We start from the raw sequence: 25,778 nt of genomic DNA, 5'->3' as shown, positions 1-25,778 counted from the left end.
CGACGTTACAGGGGGCAAAGACCGGGCATTTCGACAGGCAGAGCCATCAGGCTGCCGGATGATTCATCTCAAGGGATGTGAACGTTACGCGCGCTGCATCGCTGTGACAGGGCATGTGCCAGCCGGTCTGCCCGGCAACAGCCTCGAACCACATGGCAGGAGCCGTTGCGGCGGCGGGCATGGCGAATATATTGCGGGTGCCATTCACAACGACGAGCAGCGCTCCGTCGGGTCGGGAAGAAAGACCGTAGCTAATGCTGCGGTCGGGATAGATGGTCCCGGCAACGACGCGGCGCGTTTCGGTACCATTATGAATGATGGCAATAACCTGCGAACGTTTGCCGTCAGCGATCAGTTGTACGACCGGTCCCCGCGCGCTCTGGATCTGGCCGATGATGACGCGCTGATTGCTGGGCCATGTGTCGATGTGCAATGTGGCGGTCATGTCCGCAGGAGTCTGCTGGGAATACCATGCGGTCCCTTCGCGCAGCACGGTCGCGGGAGCCGTTTGGCCGCGGATGGACGGCTGGAGCGCATCCGTCCGCAGGGTAATAGCGCCGGTCGCAGCATTCTGCTCATAGAACGGGCTGCGATAGCCCGCAGCGAGCGTAGTGCCGGGAACGAGGCGCAGTTTGAGGCGTGCCTGCGGTTCCTGAAGGGTAAAGCCAACAGCCTGAGGTGGGGCATGCGCGTCCATGGCCGATGCGGGAGCCAGTGCGGTGCTTGCCAGCGTGAGGGTTAGGCAGGTGGCGCAGAGGAGGCGGGGCAGGGACATGGGACGGTTCCTTCAGGTCAGCAGGCAGAAAGCGGTAACAGGCGTGTTCAGCGGCTCATGAGAACCGTGATCTGGGCGTGCTCCAGAATATGACGGGTGACGCCGCCCAGAATCATCTGACGCAGGCGTGAATGGGAATAAGCCCCCATACCGAGCATGTCGGCATTGAACTCCGTGGCAGCGTTCAGCAGGCCCATACCGATGTCCCTGTTGACGGCCTCAAACTCGCGGGATGTGGCGGAAATGCCGTGCATCCGCAGATAGGTCACGACCTCGTCTGCCCCCGGACCGCGGCGCTGATAATCCTGGCAGGTCAGAACCTGCACCGCTTCGGCCTTGTGGGCCCAGGGCAGGATGCAGCGCAGGGCCAGCGAGGCTTCGGGCGTTCCGTTCCAGGCAATGGCAATCCGTCTGCCGACCGATTTGGGCGGAGACGGCGGTGCGATCAGCAGAGGGCGTCCGCTGTCGAACAGGATGGCATGCAACGTCTCGGAAGCACGCGGGTCGCCGTCCTTGGCAAGATTCGGGACCAGCGTCATATCGGCCAGACGGGAGCGCCATGTCAGGGAGTCGTGCTCGGTTCCGTTGAGGACGTCGAGGCTTGCGCTGACGCCTTCTCCGGCCGAAGAGCCGATTTTCGAGGGCTCGATACGACGGATGCCATGTTCATGGACGAAAGCGTCGAAAGCCCTGCGGATCTTGATGGCCCGGTGCTGTGCCTCGGTGATGGCGGTGTCGATCATTTCATTGACCATCCCGGCCGAGATGCCTTCACCGGCCAGTGTTGCGACTTCGGACGGGTCCGATCCGACCACGACTGCGGACAGATGAGCGTCGAAACGGCGCGCGAAGTCCAGCGCGACCGACATGACGGCGTCCAGCTCATAAGTGCCGTTCAGGGGGAGAAGGATGTTCTTGATGTCGATAAGCATGGGTGAAGGCTCCCCGGCCGTAATTTTGTGACGTCGTTATGATGTATTTACGGATAAAGTCGTGTGACGTTCCATTGGTTTCCATCACGCGTCCACACAGCACGATCATGCAGGCGATAGGGACGGTCCTGCCAGAATTCGATAGCCTCGGGCAGAACACGAAAACCAGACCAGTTGGCGGGACGGGGGATCGGGCCGTCTCCATATTTTTCGTCCGCAGCCTTCAGGCGCTCCTCGAATGTGCTGCGTTCATCAAGTGGACGCGACTGGTCGGAAGCGATGGCCCCGAGGCGCGACATACGGGAGCGGCTGGCGAAATAAGCATCCGCTTCGGCTGCGGTAACGGCTTCGACTGGCCCCTCGATCCGAACCTGACGGCGGACGGATTTCCAGTGAAACAGCAGGGCGGCGTGCGGATTGGCGCGCAGTTCGCCGCCCTTGCGGCTGTCCAGATTGGTGTAGAAAACAAAACCCCGCTCATCCACGCCCTTGAGCAGCAGCATCCGCACGGACGGATGCCCGTCAGGTGTAGAGGTGGCGACGGCCATGGCGTTGGGATCGTTTGGCTCGGCGGCCTCCGCATCCGACATCCAGGCTGCGAACAGGGCGAAGGGATCGGCCTTCAGATCAATCAGGGGGAGGTCGGACATCGTGGGCTCCTTGGGATCGGCATGACGGAGCGGTGCAGGACCGCTTGATCTGTGATCATAACGCGACTGACGCCTTGCAGCTATCACGCGGCTTATTGGAGTAGCGTTTGCGGATGGTAACGCAGCAGGGTTGCGTCAGGCGCATTCCTGTTGTCTGGAAAACCCATGGCTTCAATATCCGAAGGCGACATCTGAGTGACTGAAAGGATGCCATGTTCCCGAAAACGGTCAGGAAGTTTCTGTCCGCCGGAGTGATGCCTTAATGTCCTGTCAAAAGGCAAAAAACCGGGCAATCGTCGCAAAGTCTTGTCTGTAACGGGCGCTTGTGCAACCACGACCCTCAATACGCCAACGCGATTCAGGAAATCACCATGTCTGAAACGGAAGACAATATCCCGGCACCCGTGACCGGAACCCTCATGAAGGGCAAGCGCGGTGTGATCATGGGTGTCGCCAACAAGAACTCGATTGCCTGGGCCATTGCCAGTGCCTGCGCGGCACAGGGTGCGGAACTTGCTTTCACCTATCAGGGCGAGGCGCTGGGCAAGCGTGTCCGTCCGCTGGCCGAGAGTGTCGGGTCCGAACTCGTCATCTCCTGTGATGTCAGCGATGACGACGCCATCAACACCACGTTCGACGAGATCGAGAAGGTCTGGGGCAAGATCGACTTCGTGCTCCACGCCATTGCTTTTGCGGACAAGCAGTATCTCCGTGGCCGTTATATCGACACGCCGCGCGATGCCTTCCTGCAGGCCATGGACATCTCCTGTTATTCCTTCGTCGCCGTTGCACGTCGTGCGTCCGCGATGATGAATCCGGGCGGATCGTTCCTGAGCATGACCTATCTCGGTGCCGAGCGCGTCATGCCGCACTATAATGTGATGGGCGTAGCCAAGGCGGCTCTGGAAGCCTCCGTGCGCTACATGGCCGCCGATCTGGGCCGCGACGATATCCGCGTCAACGGCATCTCCGCCGGTCCGATCATGACGCTGGCCGCCAACGGGATCAGCGATTTCCGCTACATCCTGCGCTGGAACCAGCTCAACGCTCCGATGGAGCGCAACGTGACGCTCAAGGATGTCGGCGGTTCGGGCATGTATCTGCTCTCTGACCTGTCCAGCGGCGTGACGGGCGAAATCCATCATGTGGATTGCGGCTACCACACGGTCGGCATGAAGAACCCGGACGCTCCGGATATCGCAGCGGTTGGTTCCGGGACCTGACATGTCGGACAACAGCTTCGGGAAGCTCTTTCGCGTCACCACCTGGGGTGAGAGTCACGGACCAGCCATTGGCTGCGTCATTGATGGCTGCCCGCCCCGCCTGAAGCTGTCCGAAGAGGACATCCAGCCCTGGCTCGACCGTCGTCGGCCGGGGCAGTCCCGTTTTACTACGCAGCGCCGGGAGGCGGATCAGGTCCGTATCCTGTCGGGCGTGTTCGAAGGCCAGACGACCGGCACCCCCATTTCGCTAATGATCGAAAATACCGATCAGCGCTCCAAGGATTACGGCGATATCGCAACCCGCTATCGTCCCGGTCATGCCGACATTGCCTATGACATGAAATACGGTATCCGCGATTATCGCGGGGGCGGCCGCTCCTCGGCGCGCGAGACGGCCATGCGGGTTGCGGCGGGTGCCGTGGCGCGCGTACTGCTGAAGACACTCGTGGGCGAGGGCGTGAAAATCCGCGCTGCTCTGACCGGCATTGGTGGTCAGACCATCGATCCGTCCCGCTGGGACTGGGACGAGGTGGAGCGCAATCCGCTCTGGTGTCCCGATGCGGGTTCCGTGGGCTCGTGGGAGGCTCTGCTCGACTCCGTTCGCAAAGAGGGTTCGTCGATTGGGGCGACTGTCGAAGTCGTGGCGGAAGGTCTGCCCGCCGGACTCGGTGCGCCGGTTTATGGCAAGCTGGATGCCGATCTTGCGGGTGCCATGATGGGGATTAATGGTGTGAAGGGTGTCGAGATCGGGGATGGTTTTGCCGTGGCCGCCCTTCGCGGCGAGCAGAACGCCGATCCGATTTCGCCGGGGCCGCAGTTCGCATCCAACCATGCAGGTGGCATTCTGGGCGGCATTTCCACAGGGCAGCCCATCGTGGCGCGTTTTGCGATTAAACCGACCAGTTCGATCCTCACGCCCGTTCCCAGCATCACACGTGATGGCGAGTCTGTCGAAGTGATGACCAAGGGGCGGCATGATCCCTGTATCGGAATCCGCGCCGTTCCTGTGGCGGAAGCGATGATGGCCTGTGTACTGGCCGATCATCTGCTGCGCGATCATGCGCAATGTGGCTGGGGCCGTTAGACCCCAGCCAGCACACGACGTTTTAGTGTTCGAAGGTGGCGTCCAGCGTGATGTTCGCCTTGATGACCTGCGACAGCGGGCAACCCGCCTTGGCTTTGTTTGCAATGTCGAGAAACTGTGTCTCGGACGCGCCCGGAACCTTGCCGCGCAACGTGAGATGAGACTGAGTGATGGCAAAGCCTTCGCCGGACTTGTCCAGTGAGATGGTCGCCTTCGTTTCCAGTGACTCGGCTTTGAAGCCAGCCTGTTCGAGCATCATGGACAGCGCCATCGTGAAACACCCGGCATGGGCCGCACCGAGCAGTTCCTCGGGGTTCGTGCCGGGCTTGTCTTCAAAGCGGGTGTTGAAGCCGTAAGGCTGGTCATGCAGAGCGCCGCTCTGGGTGGAAATCGTGCCTTTGCCGTCCTTGAGACCGCCGCTCCAATGGGCCGAAGCTGTCTTTTTGATCGTCATGATTGGGTCTTTCGCAATCTGGGTTTCGTAATCCAAACGCGATGCCGTTCGGATCGTTGCTCGACGCGATGTTCATGAAATTTCCCAATTCTGTGACCGCTATCACACACCGGGAAAATGCCTCGGGGGAAAACTCTTGGGATAACAACGCTTAGGGGCGGTTTTCTGCGATCAGCACTATATCTAGGGGCATTAACGAATTCCTTCCCTAGATATGGGATAGTTCGCATTCACAGCTCTTTGGATTTTGCAAGCGAACTTCGTGCTTGCGATCGGGTTCGGAGTGATGGAAATGAGTGCTCAAGATTTCAAAAATAGATGCCCTGCGGAGAGAGCGAATGACCCTTCATGACGTGACGATGGACGTGTCCGATCAGTCCGACCGACCGCATGATGTGCGTCCGCTTTCCGACCATCCTGTGGGCGAGACGCCGATTCCCGGAGATGCCAATTCGGCGGACATGTTCGACGATGTGGTGCAGCTTCCGGGCCATCATGCCGTACGCGTCGATCGTTCGCGCGATTCTCTGCTGACGGATTTCGGTAAGGCGACACTCAACAACCGCTACCTGCTTCCGGGCGAGGATTATCAGTCACTTTTCGCCCGCGTCGCCTCCTATTACGGCGCGGATGCAGGTCATGCGCAGCGGATCTATGACTACATTTCCCGCCACTGGTTCATGCCGGCCACGCCCGTTCTGTCCAATGGCGGAACCGAGCGTGGACTGCCGATTTCCTGCTTCCTGAACGAAGCCGAGGACAGCCTCGAGGGAATCGTGGGGCTGTGGAACGAGAACGTCTGGCTGGCGTCCAAGGGCGGCGGCATCGGGTCTTACTGGGGTAATCTGCGGTCCATCGGCGAAAATATCGGTCGCAACGGCAAGACCTCCGGCGTCATTCCCTTCATTCGCGTCATGGACAGCCTGACGCTGGCCATCTCGCAGGGTTCGCTCCGTCGTGGTTCAGCGGCGGTGTATCTGCCCGTCTGGCATCCGGAAGTGGAAGAATTTGTCGAGATGCGCCGCCCGACGGGTGGTGATCCGAACCGAAAGGCGCTGAACCTTCATCACGGCGTGCTCGTGACCGATGCGTTCATGCGTGCTGTGGAAAACGACGAAGAATGGGCGCTGCTGTCGCCGAAGGATCACAGCACGATCCGCAAAGTTTCGGCGCGCGGTTTGTGGATCCGGATCCTGACGGCCCGGATGGAGCAGGGCGAGCCCTACATCATCTATTCCGATCATGTGAACCGTGCGCGGCCCGAGCATCACAAGCTGGCTGGTCTGGAAGTGAAGACCTCCAATCTCTGCGCCGAGATCACCCTGCCGACCGGCATCGATCATCACGGCAAGAACCGCACGGCTGTCTGCTGCCTGTCCTCGCTCAATCTCGAGACCTGGGACGAATGGAAGGATGATCCGCAGTTCATCGAGGACGTCATGCTGTTCCTCGATAACGTGTTGCAGGACTTCATCGACCGCGCTCCGGATGACATGGCGCGTGCCAAATACGCTGCTGCCCGTGAGCGTTCGGTCGGGCTAGGCGTAATGGGTTTTCACTCATTCCTGCAGGCCCGGATGATCCCGTTCGAGTCCGTGATGGCGAAGGTCTGGAACCGGAAGATTTTCGAATATATCCGCAAGCAGGCCGATGCTGCGTCGAAGCATCTGGCAGAACTGCGTGGTCCGTGCCCGGATGCCGAGGAATACGGCTTTATGGAGCGCTTCTCGCACAAGCTCGCCATCGCGCCGACGGCCTCGATTTCGATCATCACGGGCAATGCCAGCCCCGGCATTGAGCCGATCAGCGCCAATGTGTTCCTGCAGAAAACGCTTTCGGGCTCGTTCTCGGTGCGCAACCGCCACCTGAAGAAAATTCTGGAAGAGCGTGGGCAGGACACGGATGAAGTCTGGTCGGCGATCACGCTGAACAAGGGCTCGGTGCAAAACCTCGACTTCCTGACGCAGGACGAGAAAGACGTGTTCAAAACGGCGTTCGAGCTCGACCAGCGCTGGGTCGTGGAACATGCCGCAGACCGTGCACCGTTCATCTGTCAGGCGCAGTCGGTCAATCTGTTCCTGCCAGCCGATGTACATAAGCGCGACCTGCATCAGATCCATTTCCAGGCCTGGAAAAAGGGGCTGAAATCTCTCTATTACTGCCGCTCCCTGTCCGTGCAGCGCGCCGATGCGGTGTCCACGCTGGCGGTAAAGAGCGACATTCTGGAAGACGAGAAATACGAAGCCACGGCTCAGGCCGCCCCGCGCGGCGAAATGAGCAGCGGCGATTACGAAGAGTGCCTGTCCTGCCAGTAATGGCGGGATGTGAAAGGACGCGATCATGAGCGACACCACCCCGATCTCCGGCACGCCGGACGAGCAGCATTTCGACCTGATGACCGCCAACCCGGTCTACAAGCCCTTCCGCTACCCTTGGGCCTATGACGCCTGGCTGACCCAGCAGCGTGTCCACTGGCTGCCCGAGGAAGTGCCGCTGGCCGATGACGTGAAGGATTGGCACCGGACACTGACGGCGGCCGAGCAGCATCTCGTCACGCAGATTTTCCGCTTTTTCACGCAGGCCGACGTGGAAGTGAATTCCGCGTACATGAAGTACTACAGTCAGGTTTTCAAACCGACCGAAGTGCTGATGATGCTGTCGTCGTTCTCGAACATCGAGACGATTCATATCGCCGCGTATTCCCATCTCCTCGATACCATTGGGATGCCTGAAACCGAGTATTCGGCCTTCCTGAAATACAAGGAGATGAAGGACAAATACGATTTCATGCAGTCGTTCAACATCGACAGCAAGCGTGAAATCGCCAAGACGATGGCGGCCTTCGGGGCGTTCATGGAAGGCCTTCAGCTTTTCGCGTCCTTCGCGATTCTGCTGAACTTCCCGCGTTTCAACAAGCTCAAGGGCATGGGGCAGATCGTGTCCTGGTCGGTGCGTGACGAGACGCTGCACTGCCTGTCCATGATCCGCCTGTTCCGGACGTTCATCCGCGAAAACCCGGAACTGTGGACCGCAGATTTCCGCGACGAACTCACGCAGGTCTGCCGCACCACGGTCGAGCATGAGGATGCGTTCATCGATCTGGCGTTCGAGATGGGCCCGGTCGAGGGCATGTCGTCGGACGATGTGAAGGCTTATATCCGTTTCATCGCTGACCGCCGCCTGACGCAGCTTGGTCTGGATCCGGTCTATGGGCAGGAAAGCAATCCGCTGCCGTGGATCGATGACATGCTCAACGCCGTCGAGCACGCCAATTTCTTCGAGAACCGTTCGACCGAATATTCCCGTGCCTCCACCTCCGGCACATGGGAAGAAGCGTTCGAAGGAAACGTTTTCAGCTAAAAACAAGGTCTGGAGAGGTCCTGACTTTCAGGAAGGGCTTCTCCGTCTCTCAGAACACGCTCTGCGGCGGCGGTGAAACGCCCGTCTGCTTCATGCAGAACCAGTCCGGCCCTAAGCCGGAAGATCCCCCGTCCGCCATAAACGGCGCGGACCAGAACCAGCTTCGCTTCGCGGCTCGCTCGTGGCCAGAAGGGATAGAACTGGATCGAGCCACACCCATTTTCCAGTAAAGTTCGACAGATCCTGTCCGCACTGGCGGCTGACAGGACGAATGTCAGCGTTCCGCCCGGCATAACCCACTTTATCAGGGTGCGCGCCCAGTCTTCCGGTGCGGTCGCTTCCGCACTCAGGGCGAGGCGGCGTCGGCTGTCGGGAGAGGGCGTGCCGTGCGGACTGTGCCAGGGTGGGTTGGCCATCACATGATGAAAACGACCATTGGCGGTTGGTGTGAGGGCGCGCAGGCTTTTGGGGATGTCGGGCAGATGGGCGTGGACCACCTGAATCCGCGTTTCACCGTCGGGATCAGCATTGGCGCGGATATTGCGCTCGGCCAATGCCAGAGTCTCCGGATCGGCTTCCAACCCGACTCCACGGACTCCCGGAAGACGCGCGGTGAGGCACAACAGGGCTGCTCCAGCCCCACAACCCGCTTCCAGAACCGTTTCGCCATCTTTTGCCGGGATGGAGGCTGCCATCAGAACAGGTTCCAGACCCGTCCTGTAACCTTCGGTGAACTGGTCGTAGCGCACGCGCCCTCCCAACAGCGATCCTTCTTCGTGGGCTGGGCCGGGAGCGGAAAATGCATGCCCGGAGAAGATGTTCGGAGGGGGCAATGGGTTGACCGTCTTCCTGCTGCCGCTCATATGGTCTTTCCAACCTGTCGTCCGGCGTTACATGGTCCGTTCGTTCTTGTCGCGACAGGAGAGAAAGAACGGGCTACGCCACATCATATCGTGCCCGTGCGCTCCTGGGCCAGCCCCCGGAGCCGTTGCGGGAACTGGAGTAATGACCCTTGGATTCTGCCGCACCGGACGTTTCTGCGACCGTTGATAAAGCTGTGCTCAGGGATGCAGGGAGCGAGAGCGCCCTTTCCGCTCTGTCCGCCTATCTGGAACAGGACATGCAGGCCTGCAACCGCGCCATCATCGCGCGGATGGAGAGCCCGGTCCCACTCATTCCGCAGCTTGGCGCCCATCTTGTTGCAGCGGGTGGCAAGCGCTTGCGGCCACTGCTGACGCTCGCCGCCTCCCGCCTGTGTGGCTATCAGTCGACTCCTGAAAACCAGCGTCATGTCGGACTGGCAGCCTGTGTGGAGTTCATCCACACCGCAACGCTGCTTCACGATGACGTGGTCGATGAAAGCAATCTGCGTCGTGGGCTGGCGTCGGCCAATGCAGTTTTTGGCAACAAGGCGTCCGTTCTGGTTGGCGACTTCCTGTTCGCACGGTCGTTCCAGTTGATGACGGCCGATGGCTCGCTCAAAGTCATGGCGATCCTGTCCGATGCTTCGGCGACGATTGCCGAGGGCGAAGTGCTTCAGATGGTGACGCAGAACGACCTTTCCACACCGGTTGAGCGTTATCTGGAAGTCATTCACGGCAAGACGGCGGCCCTGTTCGCGGCGGCCTGTCGCGTCGGCGCGGTCGTTGCCGATCGTCCCGAAGTTGAAGAAGTCGCCCTGGACCGTTTCGGCACCAATCTGGGCATGGCGTTCCAGCTCGTTGACGACGCGCTCGATTATGCTGCCGATCAGCAGGTTCTGGGCAAGACCGTTGGCGACGACATGCGCGAGGGCAAGATCACGCTGCCGGTTCTGGCGGCCTACGAAGCGGGCTCCCCCGAAGACCGGGCGTTCTGGGAGCGTGTCATTGAAAAGGGTGAGCAGACGGACGCCGACCTGCCGCATGCGCTGGCCCTGATCGAGAAGACAGGTGCCATTGCTACGACCATTGCCCGTGCACGGGTTTACGCTGCCGAGGCCGTCGAAGCGCTGTCCATTTTTCCGGATAGTGAATTGCGGCGTCTGATGGCAGAGACGGTCCAGTACACCGTCGACCGCGCCCGCTGAAGCGTGTTAGCCCCTGCCTGATCGGGCGGGGGCTTTTCAGCTGTCCGCTGTCATGGGCGGAACGGGGGCGGTGAGCAACTCCCACTTCCTGAAGCCGAGCCTTGCGGCGGCGGCTTCAAGCCCCGGCGCAGTATGCGGCAGCCGGGTCATCAGGAGACGGCCTTTCTGCGCTGTTTCTGCTCCGTGAGTCACCGCTTGAAGGACAGTTCCGACCTGTCGGGCAACGGCGGCAGCCGGGTCCAGCCAGCGGACGTCCTTCGGGGAGAGACGCTGGAAAGCATCCATCAGAAAGGTGTAGTGGGTACAGCCCAGCCCGACCGTATCAAGTTCGCTGCCATAAGGCTGCCCGAACAGGCAGTCCAGTTCGTGCTGAATGTCCGTATCCGCAATAACCTCACCCAGAAAAGCACGTTCCGCCAGATCAGCCAGCCTGCGCGCGCCATGAGTAATCAGACGGCAATCCGCAGCAAATTCCTGATGGAGCCGAAGGGTGTAGGGGCGTCGTGCAGTGGCGGAGGTCGAAAGCAGGCCGATCACGCGGGTTTCCGAAACCCGCCCGGCCCAGCGGATGGGGGGGACGCATCCGACCACCGGGATGTTGAGTCGTGCACGCAGGGCGGGGAGGGCGATCGTACTGGCGGTATTGCACGCAATGACCAGCACATCGGGCTGGAGATCGTTGCAGGCCGCGACCAGCAGGCTAACGATACGCGCTGTCAGCAGGTCATCCGGCTGTTCGCCATAGGGAAAGAGCGCCGTATCGGCGAGGTAGTCGATATGAAGAGCGGGAAGGAGATCGCGCAGGGCCTGCACGACGCCCATCCCCCCGATGCCGGAGTCAAAAACCAGACTCCGACCTGCTGGCACGGATGCGCCAGTCTCCATCAGGCTTCGGCTTTGGCCTTGAGGGCCAGCGCTTCTTCGGCGCTGCTCACGCCGCCATGCTTCTTCGACCAGCCACACGGATCTTCGAGGAAGCGGCGAACCTCGGCGCTGTCTTTTTCAGAGAAGTAGTTCGCTCCCGCACAGGCTTCCAGCACGTCCCACCAGGTGCACAGCGCATGGAGAGAAATGTCCATGTCCGCCAGCGTTTTGTGAGCGCCGGGGAAGACGCCGTAGAAGAAGACAACGAAGGTGTGGTTCACGATGGCTCCCGCATCGCGCAGGGCATTGGCGAATCGGATCTTGGATGCGCCGTCCGTCGTCAGATCTTCGACCAGCAGGGTGCGCATGCCTTCGGGCACATCGCCTTCGATCTGTGCGTTGCGGCCAAAACCCTTGGGCTTTTTGCGGACATAGGCCATGGGCGTCATCATCCGGTCCGCGATCCAGGCGGCGAACGGAATCCCGGCGGTTTCGCCACCCACGACGGCGTCAATGCTTTCATAGCCGATATGGCGGCCGATCTTTTCGACGGCCAGTTCCATGATCTTGGTGCGCGCACGCGGGAAGAAAATGATCTTGCGGCAGTCGATATAGACCGGGGACTTCCAGCCTGACGTCAGGGTGTAGGGGTCTTCCGGGCGGAAGTTGATGGCCTTGATCTCAAGCAGGATACGGGCCGTGGTGAGGGCCGCGTCGCGGTCCCACTGGGTGCGGCCCGCCATCGGGCTCTCGGCGAACTGGGTCATGCTTGTCTCCGCTGACGTCGTTTTCTCGTGGTTTACCGGCCTGTCGCCGGGAAGGGTAGGGGCAATATCGCGCCCCTTTCGGACTGTGTGAATTTTATCCGCTGCCTGTCAGTGTCACAGGCTGTTCCGATCTTCCTGCTTGCATGGGAGGCCGGGGAGTTCTAGGGAGGGATATCGATATTCATTCTCATTTACGGCAGGATCAGAAGTGAGCATAGAGACCAGCCGGATCGGCCGGAAATGCGAACGCGCTGTTGTCACGGCCTATCAGGAACTGCGAGAGGTCGGACAGCCGGACATGCAGGCCTTCGCCGCATGCACGACGCTGTACCGCATCCATCACCCCGAATCTTCCGTCAAGGAAGCCCGCCGCCTCGTGGCGGAATGGATCGACCACCACGTCGTCCGTCAGGCCAGAGGCCAGACCCCGGGCTGCGACTGCTGAATTTTGGAGAGGAGCCTTAGCTCCTCTCGCTCATCGGAACGAAACTCCGCTCTGCCGCACCGATATAGAGCTGTCGGGGGCGGCTGATGCGGACGGACGGTTCCTCGATCATTTCCTTCCACTGACTGACCCAGCCAACCGTCCGCGCGACAGCGAACAGGACGGTGAACATGCTTTTGGGAATGCCCAGAGCCTTGAGGATCAGTCCGGAATAGAAATCCACATTCGGATAGAGACGGCGGCTGACGAAATAGTCGTCCTCGGTCGCCACACGCTCCAACTCCATCGCCAGATCCAGCAGCGGGTCACGCTTGAGTCCGAGTTCTTCAATGACTTCGTGGCAGGTCGCCTGAAGAATTTTCGCCCGCGGGTCGAAATTCTTGTAGACGCGATGGCCGAAGCCCATCAGGCGCACCCCGGAATTGCGGTTCTTGACTTCATTGAGGAATGCCGGAATGCCGTCGCGGCTGCCGATGGATTCCAGCATACCCAGAGCCGCCTCATTGGCCCCTCCATGCGCAGGTCCCCAGAGGGCTGCAATGCCTGCCGCAATGCAGGCGTAAGGGTTCGCGCCGGTTGAACCGACAAGCCGCACGGTGGTGGTGGAGGCGTTCTGCTCATGATCGGCATGAAGGAGCAGAATGCGATCCATCGCACGGGCCAGAACCGGATTGACGCGGTAATGGTTACCGGGTCGGGCAAAGAGCATGTGCAGGAAGTTCTCGGAGAAGGACATCTCCTCATCGGGATAGATGAACGGTTCGCCGATGGAGTATTTATAGGCCCAGGCCGCGATGGTTGGAACTTTGGCGATCAGACGCCGGGCGGAAAGGTCGCGCGCCTCCGGCTGGGAAATATCCAGCCCGTCGTGATGGAATGCGGACAGAGCGCCTACGGTCCCGCACAGGATCGCCATGGGATGCGCGTCGCGGCGAAAGCCGTTGAAGAAGTTCCGGATCTGCTCGTTGAGCAGCCGGTGGGTGTTCATGTCCTTGCTGAAGGCCTGATACTGCGCGGCCGTCGGCAGTTCGCCGTAAAGCAGCAGATAAGCCGTTTCCGTGAAGCTCGCATTCAGGGCCAGATCTTCGATCGGATAGCCGCGATGCAATAGGACGCCCTTGTCACCATCAATATAGCTGATGGCGCTGGTGCAGGTGGCGGTGCTGCCCAGCCCGGGATCGAAGGAAAACACCCCTGTTTTCTGGGACAGGGCACGCATGTCCATGACGTCCGGGCCGATCGTTCCTTCCAGCAGCGGAAACTGGCGGCTGAGGCCATCGAGGCAAAGGGTCGCGGAACGATTTTCGGACATGCAGAAGATAACCCGCCTGAAATGTAAGAATGTTATTCCGTTTTATCTCTGAAAGGTTTTTTGTGTCCAGAGAGCGTCTCTGAACAGAGCTTTCAGGGCAAAAGAAGTGTGGCCGGCTGAATGGTCGACGGACGAACATCCAGCCAGTGTCCCGGAATGTCGAGAATTGTCAGACCCGCGAGCGGATAGCCCCGGGAAAGAGCCGAGAAACGCGTATTCTGAAGCGCCGGGCCAAGGAGGTCGCAGGCGAACTCACCGATGGTCGGATTATGTCCAACGATCAGAAGCGTTCGTACGGTTTCGGATGCGGCGTGTACGAGGCTGTAAAGCGTGTCCGGGGTGGCGGAATAGAGACTGTCTTCGATTGAGACTGAAGCCGCCTGATCCAGCGCGTCCATCACGCCCTGAGCCGTTTGTCGGGTGCGGATGGCAGGGCTACACAGAATTTGTATTGGATCGAGCAGATTGAGTGCAGCAAGCTGTCTGCCGATGCTCGCGGCCTGTTCGTGCCCTCTGGACGTCAGCGCGCGACTGCGGTCGCCGTCTTCCGTCAGGACGTGCGGGATGGCCTCCGCGTGGCGCAGCAACAGGAGGCGGTGCAGGGGCATCAGGCTTCCGAAGCCTTGCGCGCATTGGCGGCGATGGCTTCATGATGGCGGATGACTTCGTGAATGACGAAGGCCAGAAACTTTTCGGCGAAATCCGGATCGAGATGCGCATCGCGGGCGAGCTGGCGCAGGCGTTCTATCTGCCGTGTTTCGCGGGAGGGGTCCGCAGGCGGCAGGTGGGCGCGGGCCTTGAGCTGTCCGACTTCCTGCGTACAGCGGAACCGTTCCGCAAGCATATGGATCAGGGCGGCGTCGATATTGTCGATGCTGCCGCGCAGGCGTTCGAGTTCAGCCAGAGCAGGATCGGGAGTGCGGGATGTGGAAGACACAGGCTCAGGGCTCATTCAGATCAATCCATGCAAGATGGCCGCCTTTTCCGGCGCCAAGATCGGTAAAGACGGCCGTGCCCCCCAGACGTCCCGTTCGGCGCCAGGGGCGTCCGTCGGTCGAGCGGCGGTCATGGCCGACATACACCGTCATCCCTTCTGGGATACGGTTGATCCAGGTCAGGCGGCGTTCGGGATAGCCATCCGGCTGCATGCGGCCGGTGGTTTCTCCAAAAAGGGCGCGGGACAAGGGCGCGGACATCTCGCCCAGACCCGGCACGGGGGAGTGGGACAGCATGGCGGTATGAAACCCTCCATGGACGAACAGCGAGCGCCCGATCCGCAGCCATGTCGGGGCCTGATCGATTGCCCTGTAGATGCGTTCGGGGAGGCCGTCATATTCCGGCAGCGAAATCTGACGCAGCGTTTCCTCAAGCGGCGGATCACGTCTCAGGCGACGGCCTTCAAGGGCGCGGCCGAGTTTGCGGTCATGATTGCCGAGAATGAAAAGCCCGCGCTGCTGCTCCAGAAGATCGAGCATCAGCTCCATCACGCCCGCGCTGTCCGGTCCGTGATCGACGAGGTCTCCAAGCTGGATGACGAAGCGTTCCGTCGCCGTCGCATGCCGAAAAGCATTCAGATCGCCATGCACGTCCCCCACCACGCGAATGCCGTGTTCACGGATTCGCGTCATGACAGGGTCGGGAAGGGGAGGATCAACGAAGATGGCGCGTGCTTTCTGATTTTCCTTCTATCAAAGGGCCAGAACGGTCCAAGGTCAATTTATCTGTTTGAGAAAATTGACCTTAGCCGTCCATCAACGCGGCTGCGCGCCCCAGATCGACTGACAGAACCCGGCTTACACCACGCTCCTGCATCGTGACACCATAAAGACGATCCATATGCGCCATCGTCAGCTGATGATGCGTCACGACCAGAAACCGCGTTCCGGCTTCCTTGGTCATGTCGGACAGGAGCGAACAGAACCGCTCCACATTGGCGTCATCGAGCGGCGCGTCCACTTCATCGAGCACGCAGATCGGGGCCGGATTGCAGCGGAAGGTCGCAAAGATCAGCGACAGTGCGGTCAGGGCCTGTTCGCCACCCGATAGCAGGGACAGCGTGGAGAGCTTCTTGCCCGGAGGCTGCGCGAAGATTTCCAACCCGGCTTCCAGCGGGTCATCGCTTCCGACCATACCCAGATGGGCGCGTCCGCCGCCAAACATCCGGGCGAACAGGGACTGGAAATGCCGGTCCACTTCCGAAAAGACGGCCAGAAGGCGCTCACGTCCTTCGCGGTTGATCGTGCCAATCCCGCCGCGCAGCCTGTTGATGGCAGCCGTCAGTTCAGCGTGCTCGCGGGCGATGGTTTCCGCCGTCTCGCGAGCTTCCTCGAATTCGGCTTCGGCGCGCAGATTGACCGCACCAAGGTCTTCGCGCTCGCGTGTCAGGCGGGAGAGGCGCCGGCGGGTCGCGGTCTCGGCCTGTTCGGAGAGGTCGGACGGATAAGCCGCACCCTGAGCGCCGCCTTCCGGGGGTTCGCTATCGGCCAGCAGGCGCTCTCGGGCGGCAACAGCCTGTTCCGCGCGTTCGGTCAGACGTGCGATCGCCTCACGCCCCGCAGCCAGCGCCAGATCGGCGTTGCGGCGCTGTTCCTGTGCTTCAAGCCCGGCTGCGCCCGCTGCCTCATCAGCAGCCCGTGCCGCATCGTAAGCGCTCTGGGCGTCCATCAGAATCTGGTCGTGTCCGGCGAGTTTGCGCTCCAGTTCGGCAGGAACTGCGCTGACTGTCTGGAAGCTGGTGTGCAGTTCGTCCCGTCGCTCCCGCAGATGCGTAAGGCTGGCTTCTCCGGCCGCGATCTGGCTGCCCAGCACCTCAAGTCTGGCACGGATCGCAGTCAGCGCGCCGGTCAGGCGAACGTCCTCAAGGGAAAGGCGCCCGCTTTCGGCTCGGGCGCTTTCAAGAAGATGCCGGGTTTCATGGAGCGGGGCCGTGGCGTCCAGAACAGACTGTTCCAGCAGTTCGGGTTCGGGACGATCCGCCAGCTCGGCCATTCGTTTCGCATGGTCGTCCTGCAGGCGGGTGACGAGCGCCTGAAGCTCCGTCTGGCGCGGTTGCAGTGCGGAGCGGCGGGCGAGTGCGGTTGCGGCGGTCTGGTTCAGAGTCTGGAGTTCGCGCGTCAGGCGCTGGGTTTCTTCACGGCTGTTTCGTGCGGTTTGTGTCGCCGCATCCGCCACAGATCGTGCCAGATCGAAAACCTGCTGCGAGGTTTCGGCGGCGGTCCTCAGGGCGGAAATGTCAGGACGGTTTTCCTGCTGTTGAAGAGAGGCACGCTGTTCTGCAAGACGGGCCTGCTCCAATTCCAGCCGCGCTACGGCTTCATCCAGATCCCGCAGACGCGCCAGCGTGGTGTCGTGGCGCAGAAGAGCCTGATCCAGAGTCCGGGCGGCGGTATCGGCGGCATTTCGGGCGTCCTGAAGTCTCGTTCCCGCCACCCGGAGCGTTTCGCGGGCGGCTTCGGCATCCTTTGTGCTGTTTCGGGCCTGCGCCTGAAGGTTCTCGGGATCGGGATGGGCGGCCAGTTCGGCTTCTGTCTGCGTGACGCTGGTCTGTGCGGCTGTCAGCGCGCCTTCCGCGTCTTTCAGGCGTTCGCTGGCCTGTTCCCAGTGGGCGAGCGCAAGGGCCGCTTTCTGTTCCATCCGCGACGAGACGGTCCGGGCTTCGGCCAGTTGGGGTTCGAGTGTCGCGCGTTCCTGTCGCAGGACGGTGAGAGCCACTTCCGCCCGCTCGCGGGCCTGCAAGGCTGCGGCACAACTTTCTTCCAGTGCGGGCTGTGAGGCAAGATGGGACTGAAGAAGCGCGCGGGCGTCCGTCAGACGGCGACGCTGCTCCAGCCGTGCCGCACCGGAATCCGGGGCATCGGCCGAGCGTGTGAAGCCGTCCCAGCGCCAGAGCGCCCCGCTGCGGCAGACCAGAACCTGTCCCGGCTGGAGAGTTTTTTGCAAATTAGGCCCTGCGGACTCATCGTCCAGCAGGAAAGCGGCGTCCAGACAGCGTTGCAGCGCCTCAGGAACCTGAACCAGCATCGAAAGCCGAGCGCAGTCCCGCAGTTTTGCAGGGGTAAGCCGCTCCAGAGAGCGCCAGCGCCGATCGGCTGGAACATTATCCGGAGCGAGGGAGGCATCCAGCCCGTCCGCCAGAACTGCTGCGACGGCCCGCGCCATGTCTGCGGGAAGGTCCAGCACATCTTCAAGCGGGTCGGGCTGCGCGGCCACGGCATTGAGGCTCTGCTCCAGCCCTTCACACTCGCCCTGTGTGCGCAGGATCAGCGTTTCCAGCACGGAAAGTGCCTGCCGGGCCTGTCCCTCCCGCTCACGAGCGGTCGTGAGGGTGGGGTCTGCGTCCGCAAGAGACTGTTGAAGGGTTTTCAGGCGCTCTTCCGCCTGCATCACGGCATCGCGGACGTCCTGAACCGTCTGTTCGGGAACCAGAGCGGTTCGGGCTGTAGCCTCCGCCGTTGCGGCGATCTGTACTTTCTGGCGCGCCTGATCGCGTGTCTGGCGGCTCTGTTCGACGGCCCGCAGCAGCGTTTTATGGCGTTGAGTGCCTTCTTCCGCTGCCGCACGGGCTTCCAGCCAGATCGTGCCAAGGCGTTCCTGTTCCTGCCTTGCCTGCGCTTCCTGAGCGTGGGCTTCGCTTAGCGCCAGTGTTGTGATGTCACGGTTTTTTTCAAGATCCGTTCGGGCCGTCTCCGTCAGCAGACCGGCTTGAGCAGTCTCACGCGTTGTCCGATCCTGCGTGATCTGGGTCTGCGTCGTCTGCAAGCGTCTGTCCAGATCGGCTTCCGTAGCTTCCAGCGCCTGAAGACGATTGTTGCCGTCTGTCAGCGCCCGTCCGTCCAGTTCTGCTTTCAGGCGTGCCTCCTGCAAGGCCGTTATACAGTCTTGTTCCCTGCGGCTGTCGGCTTCGGACTGTTCCTGCATCGAGGCGGCATTCTGGCGCAGCGCGTTCAGCGTTGCATCATCGGGCGTGGCTGCGTCCAGAGCAGCGATTTCCACCTGAATCGCGTCGAGTGCGCTGGCTTCCGTATCGAGCCGCAGTGTCAGGGCCTCAAGCCCTTCCACCATCGCATCCCTGCGGATGGCTTCGGCATCCCGCAGACGGATTGCGTCTTCCAGCGCAAGCGCCTGCTCCTTTTCGAGCGCATCCAAACGCTCGCATTCAGCGCTGCAGGCCAAGCGAAGTTGCGGGAGCGCAGCTATCTCTGCTTCAAGCGTCTCACAGTCTGCGGCAGTCGTTTCCTGTGTCGCCCAGTCCGCCGTCAGACTGGCATGGCTTCGGGCCAGATCCCCTTCCGCCTGTTCGAGGCGCAGGCGTGTTTCGGACTCAGCCTGTCGGGCGCGGTCGAGATCCTGTTTCAGGGTCTCAGATTGTACTTTCAGGCGTTCAAGCGTACTGCGCAGACGGTCCGTTTCCTCGCGCGCCTGCGGGGCGGCCTTGCGGGCTTCGAATTCGGCGATGGCTGCGGTTTCTGCGGTGCGCTCGGCTTTTTTTAGATCTTCGCGCGCCTTGGCCAGATCGTCTCGGCTGCGTTGCACGGCCAGATTGGCGCGGGCATGAAGCAGGGCGTGAAGCGCGGTTTCCGTCTCGCGGATTTTTTCGGAAAGCTCACGGTATTTCCGGGCCTGAACCGTTTGGCCTTCGAGGCTCGCAAGCCGTTCCTCAAGTTGCAGACGCAGATCTTCGGCGCGGGAGAGATTGGTTTCGGTCTGGCGGAGTTTGAGTTCGGCGTCGTGGCGACGGGCATGCAGACCTGTGATGCCCGCGGCTTCCTCCAGCAGCAGTCGCCGTTCCTCGGGCTTGGCGGCGATGAGCTGGCCAACGCGGTTCTGGCTTATGATGGCGGAGCTGCGTGCGCCGGACGCCAGATCGGCGAACAGGGTCTGAACGTCACGCGCGCGCATGACGCGGCCGTTGATGCGGTATTCGCTGCCCGATCCGCGTTCGGCCCGGCGGCTGATTTCCAGCTCCTCCGCGTCCTGAAACGGCGAGGGCGCCAGTCCTGCCGCATTGCTGAGATGCAGCGTCACCTGTGCGATGTTTCGGGCCGAGCGGGCGCCAGTCCCCGCGAAAATCAGATCATCAAGCTCTCCGCCCCGCAGGGCGCGGGCGGAGGTTTCGCCCATCGCCCATCGCAGACCTTCGACGACATTGGATTTGCCGCAGCCGTTCGGCCCGATAATCCCCGTCAGGCCCGGAAGGATATCGAGACGCACCTCATCGGCGAAACTCTTGAAACCGCCAATGCTCAGGCGGTCGATCGTCGTGGTACGGCTCGACATCAGGGGAGGGAAATACCGGTCCTAGAGAGGTGGATCAGGACGCCTTGGCGACGAGATCGGCAAACTTTTCGTAGGTTTCCGGGTCCTGGTCGTAATGCGTATTGTTGAAGCGGAAATACGGCGTACCCTGGATATTGTAGGTGTCCGCATCCTTCTTCACCTGATCGAACAGCGCTTCGGCGAAGGCATTGTCCTTGCTGATGGCGTCGAACTGGGCTGCGGAGACGCCTGCGAGAGCAGACATCTGCTGAAGGCGCTGCATCGGATCGCCACCTGCGGCGAAAGCCCACTGCATCTGGCTGGAGAACAGGGCCTCAATGAACGGAACGTAGCGTTCTTCCGGCAGGGAGCGGGCCACCATAGCCGCCGTCAGGCCCACGCGATCGCCGCAGAAATCATGGAACTGATAGCGGATCTTTCCCGTGTCGATCAGCTTTTCCTTGATCTTGGGGAATTCTTCCGTCGCGAAATGCGCACAATGCGTGCAGGTCAGCGAGAACCATTCCTGCACCAGAACCTTGGCATTCGGGTTGCCGAGAATGCGCGGGCTCAGCCGGGCGTCAGTGGAGCTTGCATCGGCGGCGTGGGCCGTACCAACAGCGGTTCCCGCAACAGCAAGAACCGGAGCGGCGGAAACGAAAAAGCGGCGGGAAAGGGAAATACGGGTCATTCAGGAAGCCTTTGCGACTGCTTTTGCGAAATCATCATAACTCCCGACCACGTCAGGCGCGGGAACATCATTGATGCGGAAATATGGCGTGCCCTGGATCTGGAGGAAAGCGCCGTCGTGATCCTGCTTGTTGATAATGGCCTCACGCAGGGCATTATCCGCGTTGATCCGGTCAAATTCTGCAGAATTCACCCCGAACAGGGCAGCACGCTTCTTCAGTTCGGCAACCGGATCGATATTCTGTGCGAACGCCCACTCGTCCAGATGGTCCAGCAGATCCGTCACGAAGGCTTCGTAGCGGTCCGCCGGCAGGGAGCGGGCTACCATGGCAGCCAGCAGGGCGACCTGATCGATCGGGAAATCATGAAAGCGGTAACGGATCTTTCCTGTGTCGATCAGATTCTTGCGGATCTGCGGAAAGATCTCTTTCGAAAAATGGGCGCAGTGCGAACATGTCAGGGAGAACCACTCGTCCACGATGATCTTCGCATCCGGCGAGCCGATAACGCGTGGTCCCATGCGCGGGTCGCTGGCAGGCACATCGTCTGCGTGGGCGAAGGGCGCGGCCACTACAAGGGCCATTCCGGAGGCGAGGAGAGTACGGCGGCCGAGAAGCTGGGCGGCAGGCATGAACGGGGCTCCGCTGGAATCGATGGAGATACTCGAACGACGAACGCGCGGCTCCGTCAAGAGCCCCGGTCGTCTTCCTGTGTCTTGAGAGCGGGAAGAGGCTTGTTTTCCCAGCCTTCCGGAACCCGCATTCGCAGGGCACGGATATGCCGGGCATCCGCATCCAGAACGCGGAATTCAAGACCGCTTTCATGCGTCAGAACCTCGTCCCGGGCCGGGACATGTTCGGCCAGACGGAACACCAGACCACCCACCGTTTCGATTTCGGCTTCGCGTTCGGCATCCGTCAGGACAGCGCCGAGCCGCTCCTCAAGTTGCCGCACGGGAAGGCGGGCGTCGATATCGAAGGACCCGTCCGGACGCTCCACCCACATGGTCGTCACCGGGTCATCATGTTCGTCCGAAATATCGCCAACGATGGTCTCAATCAGATCTTCGATCGTCACGAGCCCGTCGATGCTGCCATATTCGTCAATGACGAGGGCCATGTGCATCTGGCGCTGACGCATCTGGAGCAGCAGGTCCAGCACCGGGATCGTGGGCGCGATCATCAGTGGCTGACGGAGCAGCGGGCGGATGTCGAAGGCGTCCGGTTCGCCGACATAGGCAATCAGATCCTTCACATGGATCATGCCCGCAATGTCGTCGAGCTGGTCGCGATAGACCGGAAGGCGGGAGTGGTTCTCCCGACGCATCAGATCCAGCGCTTCTTGAAAAGGCAGGGCCTCGGGCATGGCAATGATGTCTGCACGCGGGATCATGACGTCATCCGCCGTGATGTCGCGCAGACGCAGCACGTTCATGATGAGGGCACGTTCCTGCCGGTCGAGTTCGGGCTCGTCGCTGGAATCCTCAGTCGGCTGGCTGGCTTCGTGAACGAGGGTCGCGATAGATTCGCGCAGGCCCTGATCGCGGTTGCGACGGTTGAATAGTCCGAAAAGTCCGCGTGAGGAGCGGCTTTTGCCCGACTCTTCCGATAAGCGGTCGTTGGTATCGTCACTCATATCCGGACACTCCCCGCCATCTGCCCGTTGCCCTGCTGCCATGGATCGCCAAAGCCGAGGGAGCGGAGCGTCCGGGTTTCGATGCCCTCCATTTCCCGGGCTTCACCGGGATGATGGTGGTCATAGCCAGCGAGATGCAATGCGCCATGCACCACAAGATGCGACAGATGCGCCTTCAGCGAGCGTCGTGCGGCGTCTGCTTCCCGGCGGACAGTTTCGTAGCCCAGCACGATGTCTCCGCCATGCTCCGGCGAAAGCGGCTCGAACGTCAGGACGTTCGTGGGCTTGTTCCTGTCCCGGAAGCGCGCATTGAGGCGCTTGACGACCCGGTCCGTTGCCAGAAGGATCGAAGGGGCCGGAGACTGCGTGAAATCGAGGCCGCCCTGACGGGCGACCGCGATGAGAGCGCGCCGGATTGCACGCTCCGTTCCCGGCACCGAGGCGCGCCAGCGCGCGTCCTCGATAATGATGTCAGTGCCGGCGTGTCGACTTGGAGGTTCCATTGTTTTCCCGGCGCAGCCTGTTCCGGAACACGTCCCGGGGGGCTGGCGCTTTCTGTTCATAGGCATCGACGATACGGGCAACCAGCGGATGGCGCACCACATCTTCGGAAGAAAAACGCGTTATGCCGATTCCCTTGATGCCTTCGAGGGTCTCGACCGCTTCGCGCAGACCGGATGATACACCATTCGGCAGGTCGATCTGACTCAGATCGCCCGTAATGGCCATGCGTGTGCCTTCGCCCATGCGGGTGAGGAACATCTTCATCTGGGCTGCGGTCGTATTCTGGGCTTCGTCCAGAATGACGTAGGAATGAGCAAGCGTGCGTCCACGCATGAAGGCGAGCGGCGCCACTTCGATCTCACCCGTCCCCATGCGGCGCACCACCTGATCGCCCGGCATCATGTCATGCAGGGCGTCGTAAAGCGGGCGCAGATAGGGGTCGATCTTTTCGCGCATATCGCCGGGCAGGAAGCCGAGGCGCTCACCAGCTTCGACGGCCGGTCGTGACAGCACGATCCGGTCCACCTGTCCCGCGAGCAGCATGCCAACGGCCTGTGCGACTGCGAGATAGGTCTTGCCCGTGCCAGCCGGACCGATGCCGAACACCATGTCGGTATTGGCCAGCATTTCCATATAGGCGGCCTGACCGTGCGAGCGCGGCGCGATGACACCGCGTTTGGTCCGGATGGCGGGTAGGTCCCCGAACGGAGCGGCAGGCAGCGTTTGCGGTTTGCCATGACCCTTTTCCGGACGGCGCTGGCCATTGCCGCGCGAAGGAGGCTCCTGCGAAGCAATCGGCCGGGCCTGCCGTGTATCGACCGGACGCTCCGGACGGCTCGGGAGGGCCGTCAGGCGAATGACGCCATCGACCTGCGAGGCATCAATCGTACCGCCCTGTTCGAGCTGGTTGTACAGCGCGATGATGGCCGCCTGCGCGCGCCCGACCGTGTCCGTTTCGCCGGAAATGGCAATCTTGTTGCCACGACAGGACAGCTTGACGTTGAACCCTTCCTCCAATCGGACGAGATGCCGGTCATGGTCTCCCAGCAGGCGCTGGAGCAGGATGTTGTCGTTGAAACGCAAGGCAACGGTGCGGTTGCCTTCGGAGCCACTGCTGGTGGCGACGGGACGGGTCGGGTGCGTTGTCAGCAAGCGAAGGCTGTCTCCCGGATCAGGGTGCCGCCCAGGGAATTGGTGCGGCGTGTGGTGATGGCGACCTTGACGGTGGAGCCGATCAGATGATCGGGGCCGTCGAAGTGAACTGGCTGAAGGTAAGGCGAACGTCCGGCGATTTGCCCGGGCTTGCGGCCCCGGTTCGTCACCAGGATTTCCTGCACCGTCCCGACCATGTCGGCATTGAAGGCGTCCTGCTGTTCGCGCAGAAGCGCCTGCAACTCAGCCAGACGACGGTCCTTCACGTCCTCGGGCACCTGCATCGGCTGGCCTGCGGCGGGGGTGCCCGGACGGGGAGAATATTTGAAACTGTAGGCCATGGCGAAACCGATATCGCGCACGAGCTGCATGGTTGCTTCGAAATCTTCTTCCGTCTCGCCGGGATGACCGACGATGAAATCGGACGACAGGGCCAGATCCGGGCGGGCTTCGCGCAGCTTGCGGACGCTCTCGCGATATTCGTCCGCCGTGTGGCCACGGTTCATGGCCTTGAGGATCCGGTCCGAGCCGCTCTGCACCGGCAGATGCAGGAATGGCATCAGTGCCGGATTGTCCCGATGCGCGTCGATCAGGCTCTGATCCACGTCGCGGGGATGGGACGTCATGTAGCGGATGCGGCCCAGACCGGGGATCTGTGCGAGCTGCTCGACCAGTCCCGCCAACGTCGCACTGCCGCCGTTGCCGTCATCGCCATGATAGGCATTGACGTTCTGCCCGAGCAGCGTGATTTCACGCACGCCACTTTCAGCCATCCGTCGCGCTTCCGCCAGAACGGAAGAAACCGGACGACTCGTTTCCGCGCCACGGGTGTAGGGCACGACGCAGAACGAGCAGAACTTGTCACAACCTTCCTGAATGGTGAGGAACGCCGTGAGATTGCCCTGCGTCTGGGGAGCTGCTTCCGTGGGCAGAAAATCGAATTTCTGCTCGACCGGAAAGTCCGTCTCGATCACCGCACCACCCGCACGGGCGGCGCGGGCCACCATTTCGGGCAGTTTGTGATAGGTCTGCGGGCCGAGAACCAGATCGACATAAGGCGCGCGGGAGAGAATGACCTCGCCCTCGGCCTGTGCGACGCAGCCTGCCACCGCGATAATGGTCCGATCCTGACCGTTGCCGATCCGCTCGTCACGGATTTTGCGTAGGCGTCCGAGTTCGGAAAAGACCTTTTCGGTCGCCCGTTCGCGAATGTGACAGGTGTTGAGAATGACCATGTCCGCGTCTTCGGGACGCTCGACCGGACCATATCCAAGCGGACGCAGGACATCGGCCATGCGTGCGCTGTCATACACGTTCATCTGGCAGCCCCATGTGATGACATGAAGGCCGCGCGGTGCCTGCACGGCGGACGCGGGATCGGAAGAAGCGGGCATGGCTGGGGAAGTCGGCGTGGCGGTCAAGGTCTCGGTCCGGGAATGGCAGAATCAGGCACACACATCGGGGCAGGCATCCTCGGGGTCAAGCCTGTTCCGGAGAACGGCTGGCCGAGCACAACGGGCCGACGGATGATCAGACGGGCCTGAATGGGTAATACCACCTCCGGACACGAAAGCCGGGTTGCCGCCGTGTCATAATCCGAAAGTGGCG

24 protein-coding genes are annotated in these 25,778 nt (G+C 61.4%); 6 read left to right on the top strand and 18 right to left on the bottom strand.

All coding sequences use genetic code 11. The annotated features are described in order from the left end of the window. Nucleotides 1–46: 46 nt before the first annotated feature. Genes HKD28_RS00570 through pdxH form a run of 3 tightly spaced genes read right to left on the bottom strand, consistent with a single transcriptional unit; the run spans nt 47 to nt 2,357 of the window. Nucleotides 47–775, bottom strand: a complete 729-nt coding sequence (locus HKD28_RS00570; protein ID WP_194266461.1) for a polysaccharide lyase family 7 protein — start codon at nt 773–775, stop codon at nt 47–49. 47 nt (nt 776–822) lie between these two features. Then, entirely contained in the window at nt 823–1,707 is an 885-nt protein-coding gene (locus HKD28_RS00565; RefSeq protein ID WP_194261445.1) for a universal stress protein, read from the bottom strand. A 47-nt stretch (nt 1,708–1,754) separates the two neighbouring features. Next, nucleotides 1,755–2,357, bottom strand: a complete 603-nt coding sequence (pdxH, locus tag HKD28_RS00560; protein ID WP_194266460.1) for a pyridoxamine 5'-phosphate oxidase — start codon at nt 2,355–2,357, stop codon at nt 1,755–1,757. Nucleotides 2,358–2,728: 371 nt separating this feature from the next. Here pdxH and fabI point away from each other — a divergent pair, with 371 nt between their 5' ends. Then, a complete protein-coding gene (fabI, locus tag HKD28_RS00555; protein WP_099285158.1) occupies nt 2,729–3,580 on the top strand; it encodes an enoyl-ACP reductase FabI in 852 nt (283 codons plus the stop codon). 1 nt (nt 3,581) lies between these two features. Further along, nucleotides 3,582–4,664, top strand: coding sequence for a chorismate synthase (gene aroC / locus HKD28_RS00550; RefSeq protein WP_194266459.1), 1,083 nt, complete (start codon nt 3,582–3,584; stop codon nt 4,662–4,664). 22 nt (nt 4,665–4,686) lie between these two features. On the opposite strand, the gene HKD28_RS00545 is transcribed toward aroC, so the two are convergent. After that, nucleotides 4,687–5,118 carry an OsmC family protein gene (locus HKD28_RS00545; protein WP_194266458.1) on the bottom strand — a complete coding sequence of 144 codons (432 nt, stop codon included), beginning with the start codon at nt 5,116–5,118 and terminating at the stop codon, nt 4,687–4,689. Between the two features lie 338 nt (nt 5,119–5,456). On the opposite strand from HKD28_RS00545, the gene HKD28_RS00540 reads away from it, so the two are divergent. Together HKD28_RS00540 and HKD28_RS00535 are read left to right on the top strand one after the other, a co-directional pair. Beyond that, a complete protein-coding gene (locus HKD28_RS00540) occupies nt 5,457–7,433 on the top strand; it encodes a ribonucleoside-diphosphate reductase subunit alpha (RefSeq protein ID WP_194261441.1) in 1,977 nt (658 codons plus the stop codon). 25 nt (nt 7,434–7,458) lie between these two features. Then, nucleotides 7,459–8,478 carry a ribonucleotide-diphosphate reductase subunit beta gene (locus tag HKD28_RS00535; RefSeq protein WP_194266457.1) on the top strand — a complete coding sequence of 340 codons (1,020 nt, stop codon included), beginning with the start codon at nt 7,459–7,461 and terminating at the stop codon, nt 8,476–8,478. Here the strand turns inward: HKD28_RS00535 and HKD28_RS00530 are convergent. Next, nucleotides 8,475–9,341: a tRNA1(Val) (adenine(37)-N6)-methyltransferase gene (locus HKD28_RS00530; protein WP_194266456.1), complete on the bottom strand. Its 867-nt coding sequence runs from the start codon at nt 9,339–9,341 to the stop codon at nt 8,475–8,477. The two genes, HKD28_RS00535 and HKD28_RS00530, sit on opposite strands and share 4 nt — an antisense overlap. Before the next feature lie 149 nt (nt 9,342–9,490). Between HKD28_RS00530 and HKD28_RS00525 the strand changes: the two genes are divergently transcribed. After that, the gene (locus tag HKD28_RS00525) at nt 9,491–10,546 is read left to right on the top strand and encodes a polyprenyl synthetase family protein (protein WP_235993228.1); all 1,056 of its coding nucleotides are present in this window, start codon (nt 9,491–9,493) and stop codon (nt 10,544–10,546) included. A gap of 36 nt (nt 10,547–10,582) precedes the next feature. On the opposite strand, the gene murI is transcribed toward HKD28_RS00525, so the two are convergent. Continuing rightward, on the bottom strand, nt 10,583–11,431 hold the full coding sequence (gene murI / locus HKD28_RS00520; protein WP_194266455.1) for a glutamate racemase: 849 nt from the start codon (nt 11,429–11,431) through the stop codon (nt 10,583–10,585). Further along, complete coding sequence (locus HKD28_RS00515; RefSeq protein ID WP_194261437.1) at nt 11,431–12,177, bottom strand: orotate phosphoribosyltransferase; 747 nt, start codon at nt 12,175–12,177, stop codon at nt 11,431–11,433. Before HKD28_RS00515 ends, murI begins: the two co-directional genes overlap by 1 nt. A gap of 208 nt (nt 12,178–12,385) precedes the next feature. On the opposite strand from HKD28_RS00515, the gene HKD28_RS00510 reads away from it, so the two are divergent. Beyond that, a complete protein-coding gene (locus tag HKD28_RS00510; RefSeq protein WP_024716776.1) occupies nt 12,386–12,622 on the top strand; it encodes a hypothetical protein in 237 nt (78 codons plus the stop codon). A 16-nt stretch (nt 12,623–12,638) separates the two neighbouring features. Here HKD28_RS00510 and HKD28_RS00505 read toward each other — a convergent pair whose 3' ends face one another. From HKD28_RS00505 to miaB, 11 genes are all read right to left on the bottom strand, one after another. Beyond that, nucleotides 12,639–13,934 (bottom strand): citrate synthase, encoded by a 1,296-nt coding sequence (locus HKD28_RS00505; RefSeq protein WP_194261436.1) that lies wholly within the window; start codon nt 13,932–13,934, stop codon nt 12,639–12,641. Nucleotides 13,935–14,026: 92 nt separating this feature from the next. Beyond that, nucleotides 14,027–14,542 carry a SixA phosphatase family protein gene (locus HKD28_RS00500; protein ID WP_194266454.1) on the bottom strand — a complete coding sequence of 172 codons (516 nt, stop codon included), beginning with the start codon at nt 14,540–14,542 and terminating at the stop codon, nt 14,027–14,029. Further along, nucleotides 14,542–14,886 (bottom strand): chorismate mutase, encoded by a 345-nt coding sequence (locus HKD28_RS00495; protein ID WP_194266453.1) that lies wholly within the window; start codon nt 14,884–14,886, stop codon nt 14,542–14,544. Before HKD28_RS00495 ends, HKD28_RS00500 begins: the two co-directional genes overlap by 1 nt. Beyond that, entirely contained in the window at nt 14,876–15,562 is a 687-nt protein-coding gene (locus HKD28_RS00490) for a metallophosphoesterase (RefSeq protein WP_099285136.1), read from the bottom strand. The genes HKD28_RS00495 and HKD28_RS00490 overlap by 11 nt, the downstream gene beginning before the upstream one ends. Before the next feature lie 112 nt (nt 15,563–15,674). Continuing rightward, nucleotides 15,675–20,210, bottom strand: coding sequence for an AAA family ATPase (locus HKD28_RS00485; protein ID WP_194266452.1), 4,536 nt, complete (start codon nt 20,208–20,210; stop codon nt 15,675–15,677). 34 nt (nt 20,211–20,244) lie between these two features. Continuing rightward, entirely contained in the window at nt 20,245–20,880 is a 636-nt protein-coding gene (locus HKD28_RS00480) for a thioredoxin domain-containing protein (protein ID WP_194266451.1), read from the bottom strand. Continuing rightward, nucleotides 20,881–21,510, bottom strand: coding sequence for a DsbA family protein (locus HKD28_RS00475; protein ID WP_194266450.1), 630 nt, complete (start codon nt 21,508–21,510; stop codon nt 20,881–20,883). A gap of 56 nt (nt 21,511–21,566) precedes the next feature. Further along, nucleotides 21,567–22,514, bottom strand: a complete 948-nt coding sequence (locus tag HKD28_RS00470) for a hemolysin family protein (RefSeq protein WP_194266449.1) — start codon at nt 22,512–22,514, stop codon at nt 21,567–21,569. After that, entirely contained in the window at nt 22,511–23,017 is a 507-nt protein-coding gene (gene ybeY, locus HKD28_RS00465; RefSeq protein WP_194266448.1) for an rRNA maturation RNase YbeY, read from the bottom strand. The genes HKD28_RS00470 and ybeY overlap by 4 nt, the downstream gene beginning before the upstream one ends. After that, nucleotides 22,986–24,170: a PhoH family protein gene (locus tag HKD28_RS00460; protein WP_194266447.1), complete on the bottom strand. Its 1,185-nt coding sequence runs from the start codon at nt 24,168–24,170 to the stop codon at nt 22,986–22,988. Before HKD28_RS00460 ends, ybeY begins: the two co-directional genes overlap by 32 nt. Then, nucleotides 24,164–25,564: a tRNA (N6-isopentenyl adenosine(37)-C2)-methylthiotransferase MiaB gene (miaB, locus tag HKD28_RS00455; protein WP_194266774.1), complete on the bottom strand. Its 1,401-nt coding sequence runs from the start codon at nt 25,562–25,564 to the stop codon at nt 24,164–24,166. The genes HKD28_RS00460 and miaB overlap by 7 nt, the downstream gene beginning before the upstream one ends. Nucleotides 25,565–25,778: the final 214 nt, after the last annotated feature.

This window comes from Gluconobacter cadivus (assembly GCF_015244745.1).
In the GTDB taxonomy this organism is placed as follows: domain Bacteria; phylum Pseudomonadota; class Alphaproteobacteria; order Acetobacterales; family Acetobacteraceae; genus Gluconobacter; species Gluconobacter cadivus.
This window is presented reverse-complemented; position numbering and strand designations above follow the sequence as displayed.